At 63.7% G+C, this 19,760-nt stretch carries 21 protein-coding genes and 1 pseudogene; 9 read left to right on the top strand and 13 right to left on the bottom strand.

Annotation, left to right across the window (positions count from 1 at the left end; all coding sequences use genetic code 11):
* Nucleotides 1-2: 2 nt before the first annotated feature.
* Nucleotides 3-326: a hypothetical protein gene (locus tag QUH67_RS24890; protein ID WP_300942020.1), complete on the bottom strand. Its 324-nt coding sequence runs from the start codon at nt 324-326 to the stop codon at nt 3-5.
* A gap of 122 nt (nt 327-448) precedes the next feature.
* Entirely contained in the window at nt 449-1,063 is a 615-nt protein-coding gene (locus QUH67_RS24885; protein WP_407080477.1) for a hypothetical protein, read from the bottom strand.
* Between the two features lie 136 nt (nt 1,064-1,199).
* Between QUH67_RS24885 and QUH67_RS24880 the strand changes: the two are divergent.
* Nucleotides 1,200-1,670, top strand: a pseudogene (locus QUH67_RS24880) (SET domain-containing protein); the annotation flags it as partial.
* Between the two features lie 417 nt (nt 1,671-2,087).
* Here QUH67_RS24880 and QUH67_RS24875 read toward each other — a convergent pair.
* Both QUH67_RS24875 and QUH67_RS24870 read right to left on the bottom strand, forming a co-directional pair.
* Nucleotides 2,088-2,378 carry a DUF6522 family protein gene (locus tag QUH67_RS24875; RefSeq protein ID WP_300942018.1) on the bottom strand — a complete coding sequence of 97 codons (291 nt, stop codon included), beginning with the start codon at nt 2,376-2,378 and terminating at the stop codon, nt 2,088-2,090.
* Between the two features lie 23 nt (nt 2,379-2,401).
* The gene (locus QUH67_RS24870; protein ID WP_300942017.1) at nt 2,402-2,830 is read right to left on the bottom strand and encodes an RrF2 family transcriptional regulator; all 429 of its coding nucleotides are present in this window, start codon (nt 2,828-2,830) and stop codon (nt 2,402-2,404) included.
* 86 nt (nt 2,831-2,916) lie between these two features.
* Here QUH67_RS24870 and QUH67_RS24865 point away from each other — a divergent pair, with 86 nt between their 5' ends.
* Both QUH67_RS24865 and QUH67_RS24860 read left to right on the top strand, forming a co-directional pair.
* A complete protein-coding gene (locus QUH67_RS24865) occupies nt 2,917-3,387 on the top strand; it encodes a group III truncated hemoglobin (RefSeq protein ID WP_300942016.1) in 471 nt (156 codons plus the stop codon).
* On the top strand, nt 3,387-3,521 hold the full coding sequence (locus tag QUH67_RS24860) for a hypothetical protein (RefSeq protein WP_300942015.1): 135 nt from the start codon (nt 3,387-3,389) through the stop codon (nt 3,519-3,521). Before QUH67_RS24865 ends, QUH67_RS24860 begins: the two co-directional genes overlap by 1 nt.
* A gap of 120 nt (nt 3,522-3,641) precedes the next feature.
* On the opposite strand, the gene QUH67_RS24855 is transcribed toward QUH67_RS24860, so the two are convergent.
* The 3 genes from QUH67_RS24855 to QUH67_RS24845 all read right to left on the bottom strand — a co-directional run bounded on the left by QUH67_RS24855 (nt 3,642) and on the right by QUH67_RS24845 (nt 5,499).
* Nucleotides 3,642-4,040 carry a hypothetical protein gene (locus QUH67_RS24855; RefSeq protein WP_300942014.1) on the bottom strand — a complete coding sequence of 133 codons (399 nt, stop codon included), beginning with the start codon at nt 4,038-4,040 and terminating at the stop codon, nt 3,642-3,644.
* Between the two features lie 32 nt (nt 4,041-4,072).
* Nucleotides 4,073-4,294 carry a hypothetical protein gene (locus tag QUH67_RS24850; RefSeq protein WP_300942013.1) on the bottom strand — a complete coding sequence of 74 codons (222 nt, stop codon included), beginning with the start codon at nt 4,292-4,294 and terminating at the stop codon, nt 4,073-4,075.
* Nucleotides 4,295-4,428: 134 nt separating this feature from the next.
* Nucleotides 4,429-5,499, bottom strand: a complete 1,071-nt coding sequence (locus tag QUH67_RS24845) for a LysR family transcriptional regulator (protein ID WP_300942012.1) — start codon at nt 5,497-5,499, stop codon at nt 4,429-4,431.
* Between QUH67_RS24845 and QUH67_RS24840 the strand changes: the two genes are divergently transcribed.
* From QUH67_RS24840 to QUH67_RS24830, 3 genes are read left to right on the top strand one after another with little or no spacing between them, the layout of a single operon-like run.
* The gene (locus QUH67_RS24840; protein ID WP_320416095.1) at nt 5,382-7,160 is read left to right on the top strand and encodes a GMC family oxidoreductase; all 1,779 of its coding nucleotides are present in this window, start codon (nt 5,382-5,384) and stop codon (nt 7,158-7,160) included. The genes QUH67_RS24845 and QUH67_RS24840 overlap by 118 nt on opposite strands.
* Nucleotides 7,141-7,827, top strand: a complete 687-nt coding sequence (locus tag QUH67_RS24835; RefSeq protein WP_300942010.1) for a glutathione S-transferase family protein — start codon at nt 7,141-7,143, stop codon at nt 7,825-7,827. Before QUH67_RS24840 ends, QUH67_RS24835 begins: the two co-directional genes overlap by 20 nt.
* A gap of 60 nt (nt 7,828-7,887) precedes the next feature.
* Nucleotides 7,888-8,709: a helix-turn-helix domain-containing protein gene (locus QUH67_RS24830; RefSeq protein WP_300942009.1), complete on the top strand. Its 822-nt coding sequence runs from the start codon at nt 7,888-7,890 to the stop codon at nt 8,707-8,709.
* Between the two features lie 48 nt (nt 8,710-8,757).
* Here the strand turns inward: QUH67_RS24830 and QUH67_RS24825 are convergent, their stop codons facing one another.
* Nucleotides 8,758-9,225, bottom strand: a complete 468-nt coding sequence (locus QUH67_RS24825; protein ID WP_300942008.1) for a hypothetical protein — start codon at nt 9,223-9,225, stop codon at nt 8,758-8,760.
* Nucleotides 9,226-9,667: 442 nt separating this feature from the next.
* Here QUH67_RS24825 and QUH67_RS24820 point away from each other — a divergent pair, with 442 nt between their 5' ends.
* Complete coding sequence (locus QUH67_RS24820; protein ID WP_300942007.1) at nt 9,668-10,333, top strand: DsbA family oxidoreductase; 666 nt, start codon at nt 9,668-9,670, stop codon at nt 10,331-10,333.
* Between the two features lie 38 nt (nt 10,334-10,371).
* Nucleotides 10,372-11,010, top strand: coding sequence for an NIPSNAP family protein (locus QUH67_RS24815; RefSeq protein ID WP_300942006.1), 639 nt, complete (start codon nt 10,372-10,374; stop codon nt 11,008-11,010).
* A gap of 141 nt (nt 11,011-11,151) precedes the next feature.
* Here QUH67_RS24815 and QUH67_RS24810 read toward each other — a convergent pair whose 3' ends face one another.
* The 4 genes from QUH67_RS24810 to QUH67_RS24795 all read right to left on the bottom strand — a co-directional run bounded on the left by QUH67_RS24810 (nt 11,152) and on the right by QUH67_RS24795 (nt 17,416).
* Nucleotides 11,152-12,096 carry a cupin-like domain-containing protein gene (locus QUH67_RS24810; RefSeq protein WP_300942005.1) on the bottom strand — a complete coding sequence of 315 codons (945 nt, stop codon included), beginning with the start codon at nt 12,094-12,096 and terminating at the stop codon, nt 11,152-11,154.
* Nucleotides 12,097-13,287 carry a GNAT family N-acetyltransferase gene (locus QUH67_RS24805; protein ID WP_300942004.1) on the bottom strand — a complete coding sequence of 397 codons (1,191 nt, stop codon included), beginning with the start codon at nt 13,285-13,287 and terminating at the stop codon, nt 12,097-12,099. It abuts the gene before it with no gap.
* A gap of 168 nt (nt 13,288-13,455) precedes the next feature.
* Nucleotides 13,456-16,182: an EAL domain-containing protein gene (locus QUH67_RS24800; protein ID WP_300942003.1), complete on the bottom strand. Its 2,727-nt coding sequence runs from the start codon at nt 16,180-16,182 to the stop codon at nt 13,456-13,458.
* A 79-nt stretch (nt 16,183-16,261) separates the two neighbouring features.
* The gene (locus QUH67_RS24795; protein ID WP_300942002.1) at nt 16,262-17,416 is read right to left on the bottom strand and encodes a FecR family protein; all 1,155 of its coding nucleotides are present in this window, start codon (nt 17,414-17,416) and stop codon (nt 16,262-16,264) included.
* Between the two features lie 130 nt (nt 17,417-17,546).
* Between QUH67_RS24795 and QUH67_RS24790 the strand changes: the two genes are divergently transcribed.
* Nucleotides 17,547-19,328, top strand: a complete 1,782-nt coding sequence (locus tag QUH67_RS24790) for a ShlB/FhaC/HecB family hemolysin secretion/activation protein (RefSeq protein ID WP_407080352.1) — start codon at nt 17,547-17,549, stop codon at nt 19,326-19,328.
* Here QUH67_RS24790 and QUH67_RS24785 read toward each other — a convergent pair.
* The gene (locus tag QUH67_RS24785) at nt 19,325-19,687 is read right to left on the bottom strand and encodes a hypothetical protein (RefSeq protein ID WP_300942001.1); all 363 of its coding nucleotides are present in this window, start codon (nt 19,685-19,687) and stop codon (nt 19,325-19,327) included. The genes QUH67_RS24790 and QUH67_RS24785 overlap by 4 nt on opposite strands.
* Between the last annotated feature and the right edge of the window lie 73 nt (nt 19,688-19,760).

The raw sequence follows: 19,760 nt of genomic DNA, 5'->3' as shown, positions 1-19,760 counted from the left end.
CCTCAGCAACCCCGGCAAATCTTGGTTTGCCGCGCCAGACGAGCGTCCGCTTCCGCGTCCTCGTTGGGGCGCCGCTCCCAATTGTCATACTGCGCCTTGGCGTCCGACTGGGGCGCCGCCCCGTTCAGCGGGCCGAGGATGATCTCACGGTTGCGGGCCACCTTGCGCTTGGCCGGCCGCCTTTCCTCGCCGGGCGCGGCATTTTCCGTCGGCGGCTCGCCCAGCCCGTCCCAGGCGATGGGGGCTCCCGTCACCGGCGTCGTGGAACAGCCGGTGCCGGACGCGCAACAGCCGGCAAGCGCGGTGCCGGCGACGAGCAGAACCATGATTCTCGTTAGCATCGTTGCTCCGGTAAGGCTGCCGTTGAAATCATCACGTGAGGCTATCAAACAACCAAGGCTGTAGCTTTGACGTTAATGCGGCGAAAACACGCCGGATAGCGGCTTGATCAGTGCTTCGCAAGCTTCACGGCCGCGCCTTTTTCACCGACCACTTTCACGTCGTCCTTGCCGCACTTGAAATCACGGGTGAATTCGTCCGCCGCCTGGCGCGCGACTTCGTTGGCGTTACGGTTGGCCTGGCCGTCGATATAGGCGACATGGCAGACCGGCCCCGGCGGCAGCCGCGTCACCGCCAGTATCGGTTTGCTAACTGGAGTTCCGCTCTTGTCCACATCGTCATTGTCGGCGATCAGCCAGCGCTGGATGATGGCAAACGGCTGGCCGTCCGCCGCCCGCCATTCCACGGTGTTGCCGGTGGAATTGAAGGGGGCAAACCAGGTTTGCGCGGCCGGCTCCTTGGCGGCGGCTGCAGCGGTGGGACCGATGGAAACGGTCTGGCGCAGGTCGTCCTCGGTGACCACCACCACAAGTCCCGATTTGCCGGGGCACACCTGCGTGGCGCCGCCGTCCCTCGGCTTGCCGACCGTGCGGCAGTCCTTTTCCGCCGTCGACGTGTAGCTGCTGCTGAATGTTTGGGCGCTGGCCGGCGAAATCAGGCCGAGCGCCGCCGCGAGCAGGACCGCCGCGGTGAGGGGAACGCCTTGCATCTGCACTTCCTGCATGGAACCTATGGATAAGACATGCGCAATCTGGGGAAGGTTCATGGCAACGGTGCGAAATAACTGACTCTGCCGCGGAATCGTCCTAGAAGAGCGGCTTCATCATCCTCGTTTCCAAGCGTGCAGTCATTCAATCATCATGGCCTCCATTCCCTCGAACAAGCCCTATCGCGTCGGTCGCTCCCGCACCGGCCTTGGCCTCTTCGCCACCAAGCCGATCAAGAAGGGCAGCAAGATCATCCGCTATTTCGGGCCGCTTCTCGATTCGAAGAAGAAAAAGGACGATGCGATCGAGAACAAATACCTGTTCGAACTGAACAACCGCTGGACCATCGACGGGTCGGTCCGCAAGAACATCGCCCGCTACATCAACCACGCCTGCAAGCCGAACGCGGAGTCCGACGTCAAGCCGCGCAAGCGCAAGGTCATCATCCGCGCCATCAAGAACATCGAGCCGGGCGAGGAGATCAATTACGACTACGGAACCGACTACTTCAAAGCCTATCTGAAGCCGATCGGCTGCAAATGCGTGGCCTGCGAGAAGAAGCGCAAGAAGCAGCGCGCCGAGGCGCGGGCGGAAAAGGCCCGCCTGAAAGCCAAGGCCGAGCGCAAGGAGCTGAAAAAGGCGGAGAAGCTGGCCCGCGAGAAAGCCGAGGCGAAGGCGAAACTGAAGGAAAAGGCGGAGCGCGAGGCGAAGAAGGCGCTCAAGCTGGACGGCGCTTCGCCCGAAGGCAAAGTACTCAAGGGCAAGGGTCTCAAGACTAAAGCTCTCAAGACTAAAGCTCTCAAGACTAAAGCTCTCCAGACCAAGGCTCCGAAAAGCAAGTCTTCCGGAACAGCCAAGGGCAAGGCGCTCAAAGCCAAATCAGGCGCTGGCAAGTCGCCTAACGGCAAGCATCTGAACCGGAACGGCCTCGCCAGGGGCACTCGCAAGAAGCCGGCCCAAAACGCCACGGCCGAGATGACGCTCGAGGGTTTCGCACCGGCGCCGGTCTTGCAGGCGGAGCCGGCGATCGTGCCTGAGGTCTCATCCGCCGGGCTTGTGCACTGATTTCGGCAGTCTCAAATCTCCAAAGTCGACCGCCGAGCGCTGAACGATAGCGCCTGTTGCGTCGACCACGACGCGAAAGCGGCGGTGTTCGGAGAAGAATGTCAGTCGATGCCGGCCGCTGTCGGCGTCGACTCCTCGCTCGGCAAGGCTTGTAATCTTGCCCGCGCGCATTTCCTTTTGAAGTCGGGGCAGGGCGAGGCCGAGCCCTTCGGCGACAATGGCCGCGTCGATCTGTACGGTGCCATTCTCGAACTCGATCGGTTTCATGTGGTGCACCTGGTTGCTAATCGTCACGCGGGCGCCGGGGTTCGTCTGGTCGGCGCCGGGTAGGCGCATTCCGCCAGCGTCGTGGTGTCGAGTTCGCGCATAAAGGCTTCGCGCGCGGCGGCCAGTCTGGCTTTGAGCCGACAGCGCGGCTTCAGCACGCAACTGCCGCCATCCTCGCGAAAACATTCGACCAGCGCCGGGCCTTCCAGCGCGCGCACCACTTCGCCGATCGTAATCGACTGGGCAGGGCGCGCCAGCGTAAAGCCGCCGCCGACCCCGCGCTGAGTCGAGATGAAGCCAGAGTCGGCGAGGTCGCGCACCACCTTGGCCAGATGGTTGCGGGAAATGCCGAACTCGGCCGCGATCTCGTTGGTCGCGAACGAGCGGCCGGGCTCTCCCGCCAGCCGCATCAGCGCGCGCAGCGCAAAATCCGTGAACGATGTCAGGCGCATGGGGGCCCTTTCGAAGTATCCGCTTGCAAATCATCTATAGCCGTCTAAATATGTATTTGAAATACCTATTTAAGGCAGCGGCGAAAATGGAAGCGATCGTAGTAGGGCCGGCGCGCCGTGAGCGTCTGACGGCCGAAATCATGGAACGGACGGGCATCGACGAGGCGATGATCGAGCGCCTGGTGCACGGCTTCTACGCCAAGGTGCGGGCTGATGCGGTGCTAGGCCCGGTGTTCGAAGCCCGCATCAAGAATTGGGAGCCGCATCTGGCGCAGATGTGCGCGTTCTGGTCGTCGGTGGCGCTGATGACCGGCCGCTACCACGGCACGCCGATGGCCAAGCATCTGCCGCTGCCGGTCGATGCCGGGCATTTCGACCGCTGGCTCGCACTGTTTGAAGAGACCGCCCGGGAGATCTGCCCGCCCGAGGCCGAGGCGCATTTCGTCGAGCGCGCGCGGCGGATCGCATCGAGCCTCGAACTCGGCATCGCCGGCAGCCACGGCGTCATGCTCGGCAACGGCGAACGATTTCGGCTTAACCAGACAGGAGCAAAGTGATGGCGTACCGTACCCAAGTCGTGACCAACAAGGAACAGGCCGATCCCTATTCCGGCAGCAGCCTGGTGCCGATGCTGGTGATCGGGCTGATACTGACCTTTGCCGGGATGATCGCGGCGCTGCTGTTGAGCTGAAGGTGGGACCGTCATTCCTGGGCGATGCGGAGCATCGAACCCGGAATCCATTGGGCCGCGTGACGTATGGAGAGTTTCCGGGTCTGGTGCTGACGCACCATCCCGGAATGACGCGGAGACCTACGCCGCCACCGTGCCACCGCTCTTGCGCAGCCCGATAAACTGCAGTTCTGCGAACACGCCGGTGGCAATCGCCTGTGCCACGATGAAAATCTGACCGAGCAGGTTCGGCGACACAGCGCCCGAGAATAGCAGGGCGATGCTGCCAAGCGTCCAGGCGGCATTGCCCACGATCACGAGCAACACCAGCGCCTTCGGCACCGATGAGCGCGCGCCCAGCCAGCCGACCAGCGCGGTATAGGCGATCAGGAACAGGCCAGCCTCGCGCAGCAAGACTTCCGGAAGATTGAGCAGCGGCGCGAGCATGCCGGCGCCCAGCGTCAGCGCGACGGCTGCGACGCCGCTGAAGATGGCGTCGGCGAGTAGGGCGCGGCTCAGGAACGTGGACGGGTGGATCATGGCTAGTCTCCTTCTTGGGTTGGGGGCAGGGATCAGCGCGACAGCAGCGACCGGAGCCTGCGCATCAGCCGCATCGGGCATAGCGTCTTGCCGACCCTGTTCTCGATCGCCTGCACCTGTGCGAACACGAACACGCCGGTGTCATGCACCAGCGGCTGCGGCATGTTCAGCGAGCGCGCCAGCAACCAGGTGACCAGATTCAGCGTCCACGGGATCGCCGCAGCGACGAGGCGGAAGAGGGAAAGCATCAGCATGGGTCATCTCCTGTGCCACCGAAGATGACGCAGCCCGCGACGCATTTCGATTACCTCGGACGTAATGCTGCGCGGGTTTTTCTCAGGGATGATCTGCATGCCGAGACCCGATGCCTCGGATCATTCGGCAGGCCTTACCGGGACGACCGCCGGGCTCGCGGCTTGTCGTCAAAACCCGTCAGCGCGGATGCGTGCTTGAGGTGGTCGCGCGCGAATTCAATGAAGGCACGGACACGCAGCGGCAGCTTGCTGCGATTGGGATAGCAGAGATAGACGCGCCATGGCGTAGCCGCGAAGCGGGACAGAACCTGCACCAGCTGCTGACTCTTGAGATAGTGGGCCGCATAGTTGCTGGGTGGCTGCACGATGCCGAGCCCGCTCGCCGCCAGTTCGCACGCCGCTTCGACGTCGTTGACGATCAGCGTCGGCTGAAAGGCCATCGTGACGTCCTTGCCGCCGGCCCGGAAATGCAGATCGGCAATGCGTCCGGTGCCCGAATAGCGATAGCCGATGCACCGGTGTTGGATCAGGTCGCGCGGCTCGGCCGGCACGCCGGCCGCCTTGAGGTAAGCCGGTGAGGCCAGGGTCAGGGCCTGCAAGGTGGTAATCGGCCGCGCGATGACCGACGAATCCTGCGGCCGCAATATCCGCAAGCTCACATCGATCGCGCCCTCGGCAAAGTCGCGCACTTCGTCCGACGCATCGAGCTCGATATGCACGGCCGGGTGCAGCGCCGCAAAGCGTGCGATCAAAGGAACCAGTTGGTGCCGCGCGACACCGACGGGGGCCGACACGCGCAATGGGCCCGACACCTTGCCGCGTCGCTCCTCGAAGATGCGGCTGATCTCCTCGATCTCGTTGAGCGGACCGCGCGCCCGCTCGATCAGCATGCGGCCTTCTGGCGTCAGGCTCATCGTGCGCGTCGTGCGGTTCAGCAGCCGCACGCCCAGAAAATCTTCCAGCCGCGCCACATTCTGTCCGAGCGCCGCGGGCGACTGGTTCATCGTCCGGGCGGCGGCGGCAAAACTGCCATGCTCGACTGTCCTCGCGAAGGCCAGCAGGGCCGGGCCGACCGTGAACTGTTTCAATGGTTTTACTTTCGAATGCAGAAACCATTCGCTACCTACCCGGTTTTGCGCCGCGCGGCTACGTTGGATTTGCAGCCCGTCGATTGCCCGCCGCTTTTCGCCGGCTTGGACGCGCACCCATCATGGAGTCTGACATGCATGACCTGATCATCGTCGGGGCCGGTACCGCGGGCGCGGTGCTTGCCGAACGTCTCACGGCGAGCGGGCGCAACCGCGTTCTGCTGATCGAGGCGGGCGGCGAGCCAAGGAATCCGTTCGTGAAAATCCCGGCCGGCTTCGCAAAGCTGTTCCGCGGCAAGCTCGACTGGGGCTACTCCAGCGTCCACCATCGTGGCGATGTACGGCGCGACATCGTGGTGCCGCGCGGCAAGATGCTGGGCGGCTCGTCCAACATGAACGCGCAGATCCATCAATGGTGTCATCCTGCCGATTTTGACGACTGGGCGGCCAACGGAGCCGAGGGCTGGTCGTGGGAGGATGTCCGTGGGACGTTTGCCGCGCAGGAGTGCCTTTCCGGCCCGGGCGCGCCGGAGCGCGGCCGGACGGGGCCGATGAAGGTCGCGCCGGTTGCCGATCCGCATCCGCTGTCGAAGGCCTATGTGGCCGCCGCGCGCCGGGTGCTCGTCAACTCGGGCGAGCAATATAACGGGGCGGCTTACGAAGGGGCCTGGATCAGCGAGATCGCCCATCAAGCAGGACGGCGTTACAGCGCCTACGATGCCTATTTGATTCCCGCCCGCCGGCGGACCAACCTGCAGGTTCTGAAAGGGACGACCGTCAACCGCGTGCTGGTGGAGGGCGGGCGCAGCGTCGGCGTCGAAGTGGACCGCGCCGGCCAACGCAGTACCTTCCGATGCGGCAAGGGCGTCATTCTGGCCGCCGGTGCGATTGGTACGCCGTATCTTCTGCTGCATTCCGGGATCGGGCCGGCGCAGGACCTGCGCAAGCTCGGCATTCGCCCTGTTCTGGACGCGCCGCAGGTTGGCCGCGGTTTGCAGGACCACCCACTGGTGCCGCTGGTCTTTGCGACGTCGCGCACCGACACCTTCAAGAACGCGGAATCGATCTCGAACCTGCTGCGCTATCTGTTGTTCAGGAAGGGCATGCTTGCCTCGAATGCGGTGGAGGCGATCGCCTTCGCGCAATCCTCGCGCGCCCTTGAGCATGCGCCGGATATCGAGTTGATCTTCGCGCCGTTCGAATGGCGCGATCAGGGACTGCAGCCGCCGCAGCGACATGCCTTTACGATCGCGCCCGTCGTGGTGAAGCCCAAATCACGGGGAGCAGTCACGCTCTCAAGCCCGCGGCCGGGAGAAAGCCCGGTCATCGATTTCAACCTGCTGGCGGACACGGAGCGGCACGATATGCAGGTCATGATCGAAGGCATCAGGCTCGCCCGTGAGATCGCGGTCGCCGCGCCGCTGGGCGAGGAGGCCATCGGCGAAGTTGATCCGGGCCGGCTGCCGACGGATGAAGCGCTTTCCGGCTGGATCCATCGCAACGTCCAGACGGTCTATCATCCGGCCAGTACTTGTCGTATGGGCAGTGACGCAGGCTCCGTCGCCGATCCTCAACTTCGGGTGCGCGGCATCGCGGGCCTGTGGATCGCGGACGCCTCGGTGATGCCATCCGTGCCGCGCGGTCACCCCAACGCTGTGGTAGCCATGATCGCCGAGCGCGCCGCCGCCCTGATCGAAAAGGCAGATACCGCGAACTGGCCGTCGCGCGGGCCGTCCGTCCTGGAGAGTCCAAAGACGCATGCGTATCAAACTGTATGACTGGGCGCCTTCGCCGTTTTCGCTGAAGGTGAGGGCCATCCTGGCCTACAAGGGCATCGCCCATGACCGGGTATCGATGCTGGCTCCCTCGCATTGGTGGGCCGTGCGGAGCCGGGGCAAGATCGGCAAGGCGCCGGCGCTCGAGATCGACGGCCGGATGTACGTGGATTCCACCGACATCGCCTACGAACTGGAGGCAAGGGTCCCTTCGCCCGCTGTGATACCCGGCGACGCGCGGCAGCGCGCCTTTTGCCATGCAGTAGAGGAATGGTGCGACGAGTCGCTGTACTTCAGCGGTCTTTATTTCCAGTGGCATGACCCCGAAGGCCGCAAGATGGTCCCGCAGGTGTTCGGACGCAACGCGTACGGCCGTCTGATGTATCGTATCTACCTGCGGCGCATCCTGCGGCAGTTGCAGGGGCAGGGGACGTCGCGGAAGCCGCCCGCTCATGCACTCTCCGACCTCGTCCGGCACCTCGAGGCCGTCGATGGGCTCGTCCAGTCACATCGCTTCATTCTCGGCGAACTGCCTCTTTTGTGCGATTTCGCCCTATTCGGGCAACTCGTTTATCTCGGCAGGACGCCGGTCGGGTCGCTGCAATTGCGAAAGCATCCGGCGATCGAAGCCTACGTTGCCCGCATGAAAGCGCTGCGAAGGCCGGAATAGCGCATTTCGATTACCTCAGACGTAATGGATCGTGCGAAAGCCGCGTGGTAATTTCTGGCCATGAACGCACATGCTTCCGCGGCGCGAGCCGAACGAAACCAGCCCGTCCATATCGGCGATTACTTGCGCGAATGGCGCCAGCGCCGCCACCTGAGCCAGCTCGATCTGGCCGGCGACGCCGAGATTTCCGCGCGCCATCTCAGCTTCGTGGAGACCGGGCGCGCCGCGCCGTCGCGTGAAATGGTGCTGAGGCTCGCCGAGCGATTGGAGGTTCCCTTGCGCGAACGCAATGTGCTCTTGGTCGCCGCCGGCTTTGCTCCGGCCTTTCCGCAGCGCTCGCTCGACGATCCCGCGCTGAAATCGGCGCGGGCTGCGATCGATCTGGTGCTGAAGGCGCATGAGCCCAACCCGGCGCTGGCCTATGACCGGCACTGGAATCTCGTCACCGCCAACCGCATGGTGGCGCCGCTGCTCGAAGGCCTGGCCCCGCATCTGCTCGGGCAGCCGCTCAATATTCTACGCTTGGCGTTTCATCCGGAGGGTCTGGCGCCGCGTACGGTCAATCTTGCGGAATGGAGTTCGCACCTGTTGGAGCGTCTACATCGCCAGTGCGAGGCGACGGCCGATCCAGAACTGTTGAAGCTCTACCAGGAACTGAAGGCGTACCGGATGCCGGCGCGATCGGGCCCGGTATCGGCCGACAATGTCGCGATCCCCTTCAAGCTGCGCCGCAATGACGAAGTGCTGAGCTTTATTTCGACCACCATGGTGTTCGGCACACCGGTCGACATCACGCTGCAGGAGCTGGCGCTGGAAACCTTCTTTCCCGCCGACGATGTCACCGCCGAGCGGATGCGGCAGATCGCAGCAGGTTTGGCGTAATCCGTCGAACGCGTGCCCGCGGCTTGCCGCCGGCACCCGCCAACGCTGTTAGCTCGCGAGCTCTTTGGCTTTGGTTTCGCCCTCGGCCGAAGCTGCGATCCTGTCCCGCATTTCAATGCAGGTCTTGCGCACCTCCGCCGTCACCAGCGAGCAATTTTCGATGTGAAGGAAGACGCGCTTGGCCTCTTCGCGATATCGCCCCGCGGTTTCCTTCAGCTCCTCGATCACGGTGAGCGCGTCGCGCGTCATCGCCTCGCACTTCTTGACGTGCCCCACCAGTTCGGCGCCGAGCTCCTCGATATCCTTCGCCGCGGCTTCGTACTCGCGGACAACCGCTTCCGCCGACAGCTTGCCGATCTCGGTGGCGCCGGCGCGGTGCTCGACATAATCAGGCATCGCCAGATCCGGCGCGGTGGGTTGGGCTTCGCGAACCGTCGGAATCTTGCGGAATTCTTCCTCGATCTCGCGCTCGATATCGATCACGTCGAAGATCGGAGGTTTGGGTGATTGTGTCATGGCAATGCTCCTTTGCGAGCAGTGGTTAAAAGTTTTCGAAAATCCAGCGGGTACGGTTAGTTGCTTGCGGAAGACGAGCAACTGAATCCCCGCGTTAAGCTTTCCAGTTAAGCTTTATGTCCGCGCTGCGGGTTAATTCTGGAACCGGCCGCACTCCGCCGTTACCTCCGGAGGCGTCCCAGCGGTAGCCGAGTATTCGGATGGGTTCCGAAACTGGCTTGGTTGCGTAGCCGTCCAATACACGTCTGTGACGGGTCCCGGCCGGCCGGGCAGCTCAGGTGCGCTGTCGAGCGCCGGGATAATGAGGCAGTGCCGGCCACCGCCACGATGGCCGCGCCGGTTCTGCGATGTGAGACATGCGGCCATTGGACTTGTGCGGCAGCCCATTCGGCTTACCTTGCGGGGATTATTTTTTGGCCCCAGAAGCCCCGAGGAGACGCCGATGAGCACCTTGAAGCCGCTGAAGATCGACATCGTCTCCGACGTGGTTTGCCCGTGGTGCTATATCGGAAAACGCCGGATCGAGAACGCGCTGGCGCTGGTGCCTGAGATTCCCGTCGAAGTGCACTGGCGGCCGTTCTTCCTCAACGCCTGGGTGCCGCGCGAGGGCATCAGCCGCGACGAATATCTCACCGCCAAGTTCGGCTCTGTCGAAGCTTACAAGGGCATTGCCGGCCGCGTCGTGACGGCCGCGGGCGAGGAGGGCCTGACCTACCGGCCCGAACTGGTGAAGCGCCAGCCCAACACCATCGATTGCCACCGCCTGATCCACTGGGCGGACGCCCAGGGCAAATCCGCCGAAATGAAGCAGCGCCTGATGGAATTGTACTTTCGCGACGGCGGCGACCTGACCGATGTCGACGTACTGGTGCAGGCCGCGGCCGATATCGGCCTCGACGCCGCCGACGTGCGCAGCCGCCTCGCAACCGATGAGGACGTCGCGCGGATCTCCAGCCAGGCGCAGGAGGCGTCCGACAAGGGGATTTCGGGCGTGCCGACGTTCGTGTTGGCGCAGAAATATGCCATCTCCGGTGCCCAGCCCGCCGAACAACTCGCCCGCGCCATCCGTCAGGTGTCCGGCGAGATCAACGCGCAGGCGGCGGAGTAGAAGACGACGAAACCAACGACAAACCTTGGGAAGGCATCATGATCTACGAACTGCGCACCTACACCGTAAAGCCCGGCACACTCGGCGACATGATCAAGGCCGCGAGCACCATTTCGCGCGATATCCGCAAGGACGACTACGGCAAGCTGGAAGGTTATTGGTCGACCGAGATCGGGCCGCTCAACCAGGTCCTGCACATGTGGAGCTACGACAGCTTTGACGAACGTGCACGGCTGCGGGCCGAGCTGGCAAAGAACTCGCGCTGGACCGGCGAATATGTGCCGCTGATCCGGCCCTTGCTGGTGCGGCAGGACGTTCGCCTGATGAACGCGGTGCGGCCGCCGGTGGCGCCGGCTTCGACGGGCAATGTCTATGAACTACGCAACTATCGCGGCAAGGCGGCGGGCGGCCTGAAGCAATGGCTCGATGCGTTTACCGCAGTGCTGCCGGAGCGCGAGAAATATTCGAAGATCGTGGGCCTCTGGACCACCGAGGCGGGGCAGCCCAACGAGGCCTGCCACATCTGGGCCTATCCCAGCCTGAACGCGCGCGCCGAAGCCCGCGGCAACGCCATGAAGGATCCGGTCTGGCAGGAGTTTTTGGGCAGGGGGCCAGGCTTTCTCGAGGAGATGAACTCGACGATCATGCTGCCGGCGCCGCATTCGCCGCTGCAGTAAGGTCTCGTAGCAGTGAGGTCTCGTAGCCCGAATGAGCGCAGCGATATGCGGGACCTCTCGCGAAGGTCGGTAGCCTGAGTTACTGTTCCCGCATGTCGCTTGCGCTCATGCGGGCTACATATCTACTACAACTCTACAGCGTTACGTGCCCTTCAGATAATAGTTCGCCCGCTTGCCGAGCGCGATCCGCCGCAGTACCCGGCGCATCGCCATCGAGGCGCGCAGCGGCTTGATGGCCGTCGTCACCGTGCGATAGAACGCGAGCTTCAGCGCGTCGCGCATCGGCTGCTTGCCGGGCGGCTGCTGCGGCAGCCCGACGCCGCGCAGCATCGAATTGAAGAAGTGCAGATCGTTCATCCGACGCACTTCGCGGGTCTTCCAGGTGATCGCCATCGAGATCGAGAACGAGCCCGCGGTGCGCACCCAGTGCGGCCATTGATACGGCACGTAGCAGCCGTCTCCGGCAAACAGGTGAAATTCCTGACCGCGCGGCGCAAAGCTTTCTTCATATTTCAGGTTGCGATGCTTGGTCATCGAACGCTCGATCTCGTCGTCGCTGACGATCGTGCGGTCGGCATTGTCGAAAATCGTGAAGAATTTTTCGCCGTGGATATGGACGAAGAAATTGTCTTCGCTGTCGAGATGGAAAGGCGTGGTGGAATTCGGCGAGGATACGAACAGAAAGCCTTCGACCTGCTCGAAGCCGGCGTCCGCGAGGCTGTTGAAACCGCGGGCGCGGGCGACCGACAGCAGGGTGTCTTGCAGCAGGCTGCGGTACTCCGGCGAGTTCTCGACGCGCTTGAGCACCATCCAGGCGCCGGCGGTTTCGATGCGCTTCACCACTTCGACCGGATCGAGGTCGACAGCGGGAATGGCGTCCGGGTCCTGGCTGATGGCGACCGTGCCGGAATTGTACTCGATCAGGTCGCGCGGCAATTCGGCGGCCAGTTGCGCGATGCGCGGCAGCGTCAGCAGCGGATGGCCAGCGAGCTTGTGGCGGATCGCGAACGGTTTTAGCGGAAAGTCGCGGCGCAGTGCGTCGCGATCGGCCGTAATGACGGGCGCAATGGCGGTGAGCGTATTCATTTAGGATTTCTCCTGCCGTGCTCTGACGAAATGAACGATGCGGCGCAGCGGCTCGCGGATCGCGCCGCGCAATCCAAGCGAAGCGCGGATCAGCGCCACGACCGGATCGCGCCGCCGTAGCGGGATCAACACGTCGCCGATCGCAAGGCGTCCGCGCCAGATCGGGTTGATCATGGGATGGTCGGGGGCCGCGGTGGAATCGACCAGGCGAATGGCCGGATCCGCGCAGAGATACCGGGTCAGTTCCAGCGTCAATTGCACGCCGGGCGAATATTTTGCAAAGCGTTCATCGACGCCGAGCTTGAAGTAGAAGGCGCGGTCCTGATGGCGCAGCACGATGGCGGATGCCACCGGCGTCTGCCCGGCCCGCAGCGTCACGATCTCGCATTCGCCGGTCCCGGCCAGCGCCGCGGTGGCGCGGCGGACGAAGGCTGCGTCGCCCTCGTCCTGGCTGAGTGCGGTGCCGCGCTGGCCCTTCCAGCCGCTGGCCTCCAGCACCAGGAATGTTTCAACCGCGGCCGCGATCTCGGTCGGCGTGCGCGCGACGTCAAACTGGACGTCGCCATGTTCGGTGAGGCGATTGCGCTGACGACGCAGATCTTTCAGCTTCTTGGCGCCCAGCGCCTCGCGCAGCAATTCGTCGGCGTCGGCGGTCGCATCGAGGCAGGCGCGGACATGCGATTGCAGCATCGCCGGCGCGATGCCGCCGCGGCCAAGCACGTTGGTAAAGGCTTTCATGGCTGGACCGTCGAGCGAGACGGCGCGGAAGATCAGCGCATGCGCGCCGACCTGGCGAGCCCGCTGTAGAATGCCGGTGACGGCTTCCTCGGCCATATCCCGGTCGAGCAGCGGCGTGCAAAGCGTGCCGTAGGGATCGGCGCCGACCAAGGCTGGCAGCGGGATATTGTAGGCGCGCCACATCGAGATCACGGGCATGAGGCCGATCAGGGTCGATGGATCGCGCCACGCGCCGAGCGCGTCGGCTCCGATGCGGCCGCGCGCCGAGGCGTTCACCGCCAGTTCCCATTCGGGCAAATAGTATCCGTTCGGTTCGGCGGCACGCGTCGAGAGCGCGCGCCATTGGGCCGCGGATGCGCCGGCGAGCGGCGTCAACGCCGCGCCGGCGGCCAGCGCATCCGCGGCCGTGCTCGAAGCACGACGAACCGTCGATGTGTCGGCAATGTCAGCCACTTCCCCAAATCCCCGTTCGCGACTTATCCGGCTGACGACACGTGGATGCCGACTGGCCGTCGCGTTCACGCGGGCAGGTTAGTGGCGATAGATGGAGAAATAGCGCTGTCGCGATGCTTCGATTTGAGCGGTCGCATTAACGCATCGTTTAGCGTGAACGCCCGGCCTTTATGCCACTTCGGCCGCGATGGGATCGCGCAGAAACCTGGCTTCGAACTCGCTCGCCGGCACTGGCCGTCCGAAGAAATATCCCTGACCCTCCTCGCATCCCATCTTCACCAGTAGATCGGCTGTGGCGCGATCCTCGATGCCTTCGGCGATCACCGACAGGCCCAACTGCCGACTCAGTCCGATGGTCGAGCTGACGATCGCTGCGTCATCGGGATTTGCCAGCAACCCGAATACGAAAGACTGGTCGATCTTCAACCCGTCGAGCGGGAATTTCTTCAGGTAGCTGAGGCTCGCAAACCCGGTGCCGAAATCGTCGAACACGATCCGAACGCCGAGTTTCTGGATCGTGAGAAACGTATCCAGCGCGCCCTTTTCGTCGTGCAGCAGGATATCCTCGGTGACTTCCAACTCCAGATTGGTTGGGCTCAGTCCCGACGAGGCAAGCGCCTGTTGAACCGTGTCGGCGAGATCGCCGGAGTTGAACATCGAAGGCGAAAGGTTGACGCCGATGCGGATGGTGTGCCCGCTGCGTTCCCAAGCGGCCGCCTTGGCGCAGGCGGTATTTAGCACCCACTTCGCAATTCGCTCGGAAATCGGTGACGTGTTGACGACAGGCATGAATCCTGCGGGCGCGATAAGGCCGCGTATCGGGTGGTGCCAGCGGATCAGCGCCTCGGCGCCGATCAGGCGGCCGTCGGCCAGATGCAGTTGCGGCTGATAGAACAGTTCGAACTCATCGCGGTTGACCGCGGCCGCCAGTTCGGCTTCCAGGGTCAGGCGCGTTTCGAGGTCGCGCCGTATCGAATCCTCGAACAACACGTGGCCGCCACGTTGGGTCGCCTGCGCGCGACTTAGCGCCATGTGAGAATTGCTCAGCAACTCGTCCGCCGTGCCGCCGCCGTCGGGGAAGACGGCCGCGCCGATGCTGACCCTGACGCGGTGGTCGCGGTTGCCGGCGAGCAAAGGGGCGTGGAAGCTCGCGCCGATCTGTTCCGCGTAATTCTTGATGCTGCTGCCGATGTCCGCCAGTCGGGCCGCAATGGCGAATTCGTCGCCGTTCAGTCGCGCGACGATGCCTGATTCAGGAATTCTCGCCGTGAGCCGTTCCGAGATCGCGCGCAGGACGAGGTCGCCGCTGGCGTGACCGAGCATCTGGTTGATCTGCTGGAATCCCTCCAGGCCGACCACCAGCAGCGCGACCTCATGGCTTTCGACTCTTGCCTTTGCGATCATGCCGGCAAGACGGGTGAGAAGGGTGTGGCGGTTGATCAACCCGGTCAGCGTGTCGTGTTCGGCGAGATATTGGATTTTCGCAGCTTCGCGCCGGCGCACCGAGATGTCGCGCAGGATCGCGCCGAACTGGTACCCGTCGGCGCCTTGCCAGCGTGAGAAACTGGCCTCGACGGGAAACACCTCGCCATTGCTGCGCCGGCCGTCGAACTCGATCACCGATCCGGACGGCAGCCTTGCGATGTTATCGATGGAAAACGCCGACGTGGCGGAGGGGAGTTCGCGTGCGCAAATCTCGTCAAACGGACGGCCGATCATCACTTCGGGCGGATAGCCGAAAATCGCAGTCGCGCCGGGATTCCAGTCGGTGATCACGTATTTGGAGTCGGTGCAGATCAGGCCGTCGCCGAGTGACATCGCCACGCGTTGAAAGCGATTCTCGGCGACCTTGCCGAGCAGCGCGCGGATGTTGATTTCGTCGAGCGCAATGGCTGCTACGTAGACAATGCAAGCGATATGAAACAGCGAGGTGTCGAGAATGAACGGGAATGCCGCCTGCAGGGCAAGCGCAACCGTTTCGAGCGCCAGCGCGGTTGCCACCAACAGAGCCACGCGCCTGCCCGCGGAGAGGCGCCGCCAGGTGATCAGCATTGTCACGGCAAGCAGCATCAGGCCGGCCGCCGTCACGGCATCCGAGGTCCATTGCAGCACGCGGTTTTGCAGCAGCGACTCTGCGGCGAGGGCTTGCAGCACGGGGCCGGAGAGGATCGCGCCATTCGGAACGCTGAAGCGGTCGCCGAGTTCGAGCGCTGTGCCGCCGACGATGACCTTCTTGCCGCTCAGCTTCCGCAACGTCGCTTCGTCGCCGCGCAGCACATCGACAAACGAGACTTTTGGAATGCCCGCAGCCCGGATGCTGTAGTCGATCAGGAACGGCGCGCGCTTTTCCGCATATTGCCCTGCGAGAATCGTCGCCATCGAAGGCACGAATGTGCCGTCGAGCTTCTCGCCGAACGGATAGCGGCGGACCAGGCCGTCCGGCGCGACCTCGACATTGACGAGTGCAGGCCACGAATGCTCGGCAAACTGCTGCAATGGGCGATTGACGTGAAGGTTGGTCCGGTCGGTGCGGGGCTGCTGGAACGAGGGCAGCACCACCGACCCGCCCGCGCGCTCCAGGGCTTCGGCGAAGTTGCGGTCGGAAAGCGAATCCGATGGCGTGGAGAAGTCGACGTCGAGTGCGATATCCCGCACGCCGGCTTTCTGAAGCTGACGGATCAGTTCGGCGTGGAGTGTGCGCGGCCACGGCCAGACGCCGATCTGGTCGATCGACGGCGCGTCGATCGCGACGACGACGATATCGCCGCTCGGCTGGCGCGATTGCAACGTGAAGCGGAGGTCGGCCAGGTCGTGGCGCAGTCCGCCGTGCCAACCGCCCAGCAAAACGATCGCCAGCGTAATCGCCACGAAGAGGTGTGGCCGATATCGTTTCACATGATCACCATTCTGGTGGCTCGATTTTATTCGTCGTCAGCTTTATGAGCTCATGACCAGGGTCTGTTGAATTGTGCTGCTAGCGGTTCCTGTAACGGTTGGAGGCGTTGCCTCTGCCATTTCCGTTGGCGTTGCTGTTGCTGTTTCCGTCTCCGTCGTCGTTGCTGTTGCCATTGCCATTGCCATTGCCGTTGCCGTTGCCGTTTCCGTTTCCATTCGTGTTGCCATTACCCCCGCCGCTGACCGCAGCGACTGCGCTGCCGACGCCGGAAGCAGCCACGGCTGCTGTTGCGGGGTTGGCGCCGTTCGCAGCACCGTTGCCGCTGTTGGCCTGGCCACTGTTGGCCGAGGCGTTATCGTTTCCTGCGCTGGATGAACCCCAGACCGTGTCCTTGTTGGCGGCGTTGCGCGGACCGCCATGCGCCGCCGACTTGTCGTGGGCGAGTCCGTTCGTCGCACGGTGGACGTTCAACCGGACCTCGCCGATCGGTGACGAGATGCGGGTGACGCCGTGCCCTGCGGGCCGCGCGAGCGCCTGACGCGACGGCTGTGCGCCGCGCTCATTGGCGGCATTGCGAGGTGCGGACAGGCCGTTGCGGGGCACCGGGACACGTTCGATGGAAGGGACACGCGGCTTGCCCTGTTCAATCGGACTGAACGCGCCGGCGCCGCCAAGCGAGAGGCCGGCCTTGCCATGCGCCAAGGCGGTCGCGTGCTGGCCGGCCGTCAGCCGGGCGATCTGGCCCGATTTGAAATCCGCGACCTCGACCTGACCGCGGATGACATCGACCTTGGTCTTGCCGGCAGCGATGGTGACGCGGAATTGCGTGCCCTTCACGACGGCCGCGAGGTAGGGGGTTTCGACCTCGAAATGCCTGACGTTGCGCTTTTCAACATCGAGCAGGATCGACCCGGCCCGTTGCATGATGGTGGTCGAAAGGCCTTCCTTCGTCTCGGTGGGAACGCCGATGACGGAATTGGGCGAGACCATGATGGTTTCCTCGCCGCGCTTGAGCAGCACGCGCCCATTATTCCCGGTGCGCACCGTGTCGCCTGGCCTCAGGACGTCTTGCTGCTTCAAAGATGCCGGCTGCACGCCTGAACCGGAGAGCCACACCTCGCCTGAGAACTTGCTGACCGTCCAGTCGCCGCCGTCTACCGCGAAGGCGGCTGAGGTCGCAGCCATCACGAACGCCACTGCGAACGCGCCTGAGACGCGAGAAATAGCACGCATGAAACTATCTCCGATTGCCGTATTGTCCCGTGCATTTACCGGAAATGTTTCAAGATTGAGTGAGCGGAAGCCGTCGCCTTCGGCGTGCGCGTTAACGCTGCATTGACCATAAAATTATAATGAAAATCATATGGCTAACAGCTCCGCGCGCATGAACCTGCCGATCTCCGTAAATCTACGGGGGCGTATGGGCGTTGCGGGCTTTGTCCGATTTTGCCTGATGGCCGGCGCCTGTTTAGGGATGGAAGCCGCAGCGCAGGCGCAGAACGCCAACCAGCCCGGCTACGATCCCAGGCAGACCGAAAAGCGCTTCGAGGACCAGCAATCAAGCCAGGGCGCCGATGGGCGGCCGCGATTGCCGTCGCCGAAATTCGCAGGCGCTGACGGGCAGGGGGACGCCAAACCGTTGTTCGTGCTCCGGCGCGTCGCGATCACTGGGGCCGTCGCGATACCGAATGAACGGCTGGTTACGGCGTATCAACCCTATGTCGGGAAACAGGTCTCTCAGGCGGACCTGGCGGGGATGGCGAGCGCGGTCAGCGACGCCTATCGCGCCGCGGGCTTTCACCTCAGCCGGGCTGTTGTTCCGCCCCAGGATATTCAAGGCGGTGCGCTTCGCATTCAGGTTATCGAAGGCAGCATCACGGAACTCGCGCTGAAGGGAGACGGCGCAGAACAGTTTGGTGTGCGGGCGATGCTCGCTGCCGTGCTCGCCGAACAGCCGTCGCGGCTTGCGACGCTCGAACGGCAATTGCTGTTGATCAACGGCCGGCCCGGCGTGCGGATCGAAGACACCGCGCTCGAGGAAATCGGCATCGCGAGCGGCCGCTTCCGCCTGATCCTCTCGGTGAAGACCTGGCACGTCTTCACATCGCTCGGCATCGACAATCTCGGATCGTCGTCGGTCGGTCCCTGGCAGAGCTACGGGACCGCGGCGTTCAATTCCTATTTCACGCCCGGCGATTCCCTGTCATTCAATCTCTCGACCACGCCCGGCGATCCGCGCCAGCTCAGGTTCGGCCGCCTGTCCTACGAGGCGCCGGTCGGGACCGACGGCGTCCGCGTCGGCGCGACAGGCTATTACAGCGAAGTCTGGCCCGGCGATTTTCGCAGGCCCTTCAGCGACAACGTCAAGACCGAGTCGTTTGAACTTCGCGGCAGCATCGTTCCGTTGCAATCGCAGAAGTCGACGCTGACGCTGACGGCGGCGGCCGGCTTCACCAACGCCTCCGAAACCGACGTGTTCGGTTCGATCTATGCCGATCGCATCCGCACCGCGAGCCTGACGTCGGACTATCGCCTGCAGGACAATTTCGGCGGCACCAATTATCTGACGGTGAATTACCGTCAGGGTCTCGACATCTTCGACGCTTCCCATCGTGGCGACGACCTGTCGCGGTACGGCGCCTCCAGTACCTTCTCTGCGGTGAACTTCTGGTTTACCCGCTACCAGACTCTGACGGATGCGTGGTCGCTGAAACTCGGCGCCGCTGGCCAGATGGCATCGGGCCCGTTGTTCACCTCGCAGCAATTCTATCTCGGCGGCATCGCCTTCGGCCGCGGCTATGGCAGTGCCGAGATCAGCGGCGACAATGGGATCGCCGGCTCGGCGGAACTGCGCTTCGACCAGAAAACCAGGCTGCAATATCTCAGCGGCTACCAGTTCTACGGTTTCATCGACAGCGGCGTCGCCTGGAACGACGGATACCGCCCGAGCGATGGCCTTTCGCTCACATCAGCCGGCGGCGGCGCGCGCTTTTTCTTGATGGATGGCCTGCAAGCCGATATCGGCGTGGCCGTGCCGCTGACCTATCGCGCACCCGACAATCCCTCCCGCGGGGCGCGCGTGCTGTTCTCGTTGACAAGCGCGCTGAAGCTTTGTCCGGTGCGGGCGACCACCCGCTGTCTCTAGACCGGTTCGTAGCTCTCGATGGTGCAGGTGTCTTCAGGCTCGACCTGCCGGCGATCCGCGATCACGCCGCCGGAAATCTCGACACGATAGGTCTGCGTGCCCAGCGGTTTGCCGGTCACCGAAACCACCTCGGCCTTGACGCAGGCGGTCCAGCCCGGTCCGCGCAGATTGGGGCGCGGTTCTGAAACGCGAACGTTGCTCGGCTGCGAGGCCGCCGTGAACACCGAGTCGATCTTTTCCTTCAGCATGCGCTTGATGTCGGGCGCCGGTTCGGGCGCCGGCGGCTCGGGCGCCTTGGCGCGCATGAATTCGGGCAGCGGCGAGCGAATATCGCCAAAGCCGCACCCCCCAACCGCCAAAGCCGCGCCTACCATCAGCGCGATATATAACCCGACCCGCCGCATCGAAGGTTGTTTTACCGTGAAGACATCG

The sequence above is a fragment of the Bradyrhizobium roseum genome, assembly GCF_030413175.1.
Classification (GTDB): domain Bacteria; phylum Pseudomonadota; class Alphaproteobacteria; order Rhizobiales; family Xanthobacteraceae; genus Bradyrhizobium; species Bradyrhizobium roseum.
Note: the sequence above shows the minus strand (reverse complement) of the source record. Positions and strands in the feature narration are given on the sequence as shown.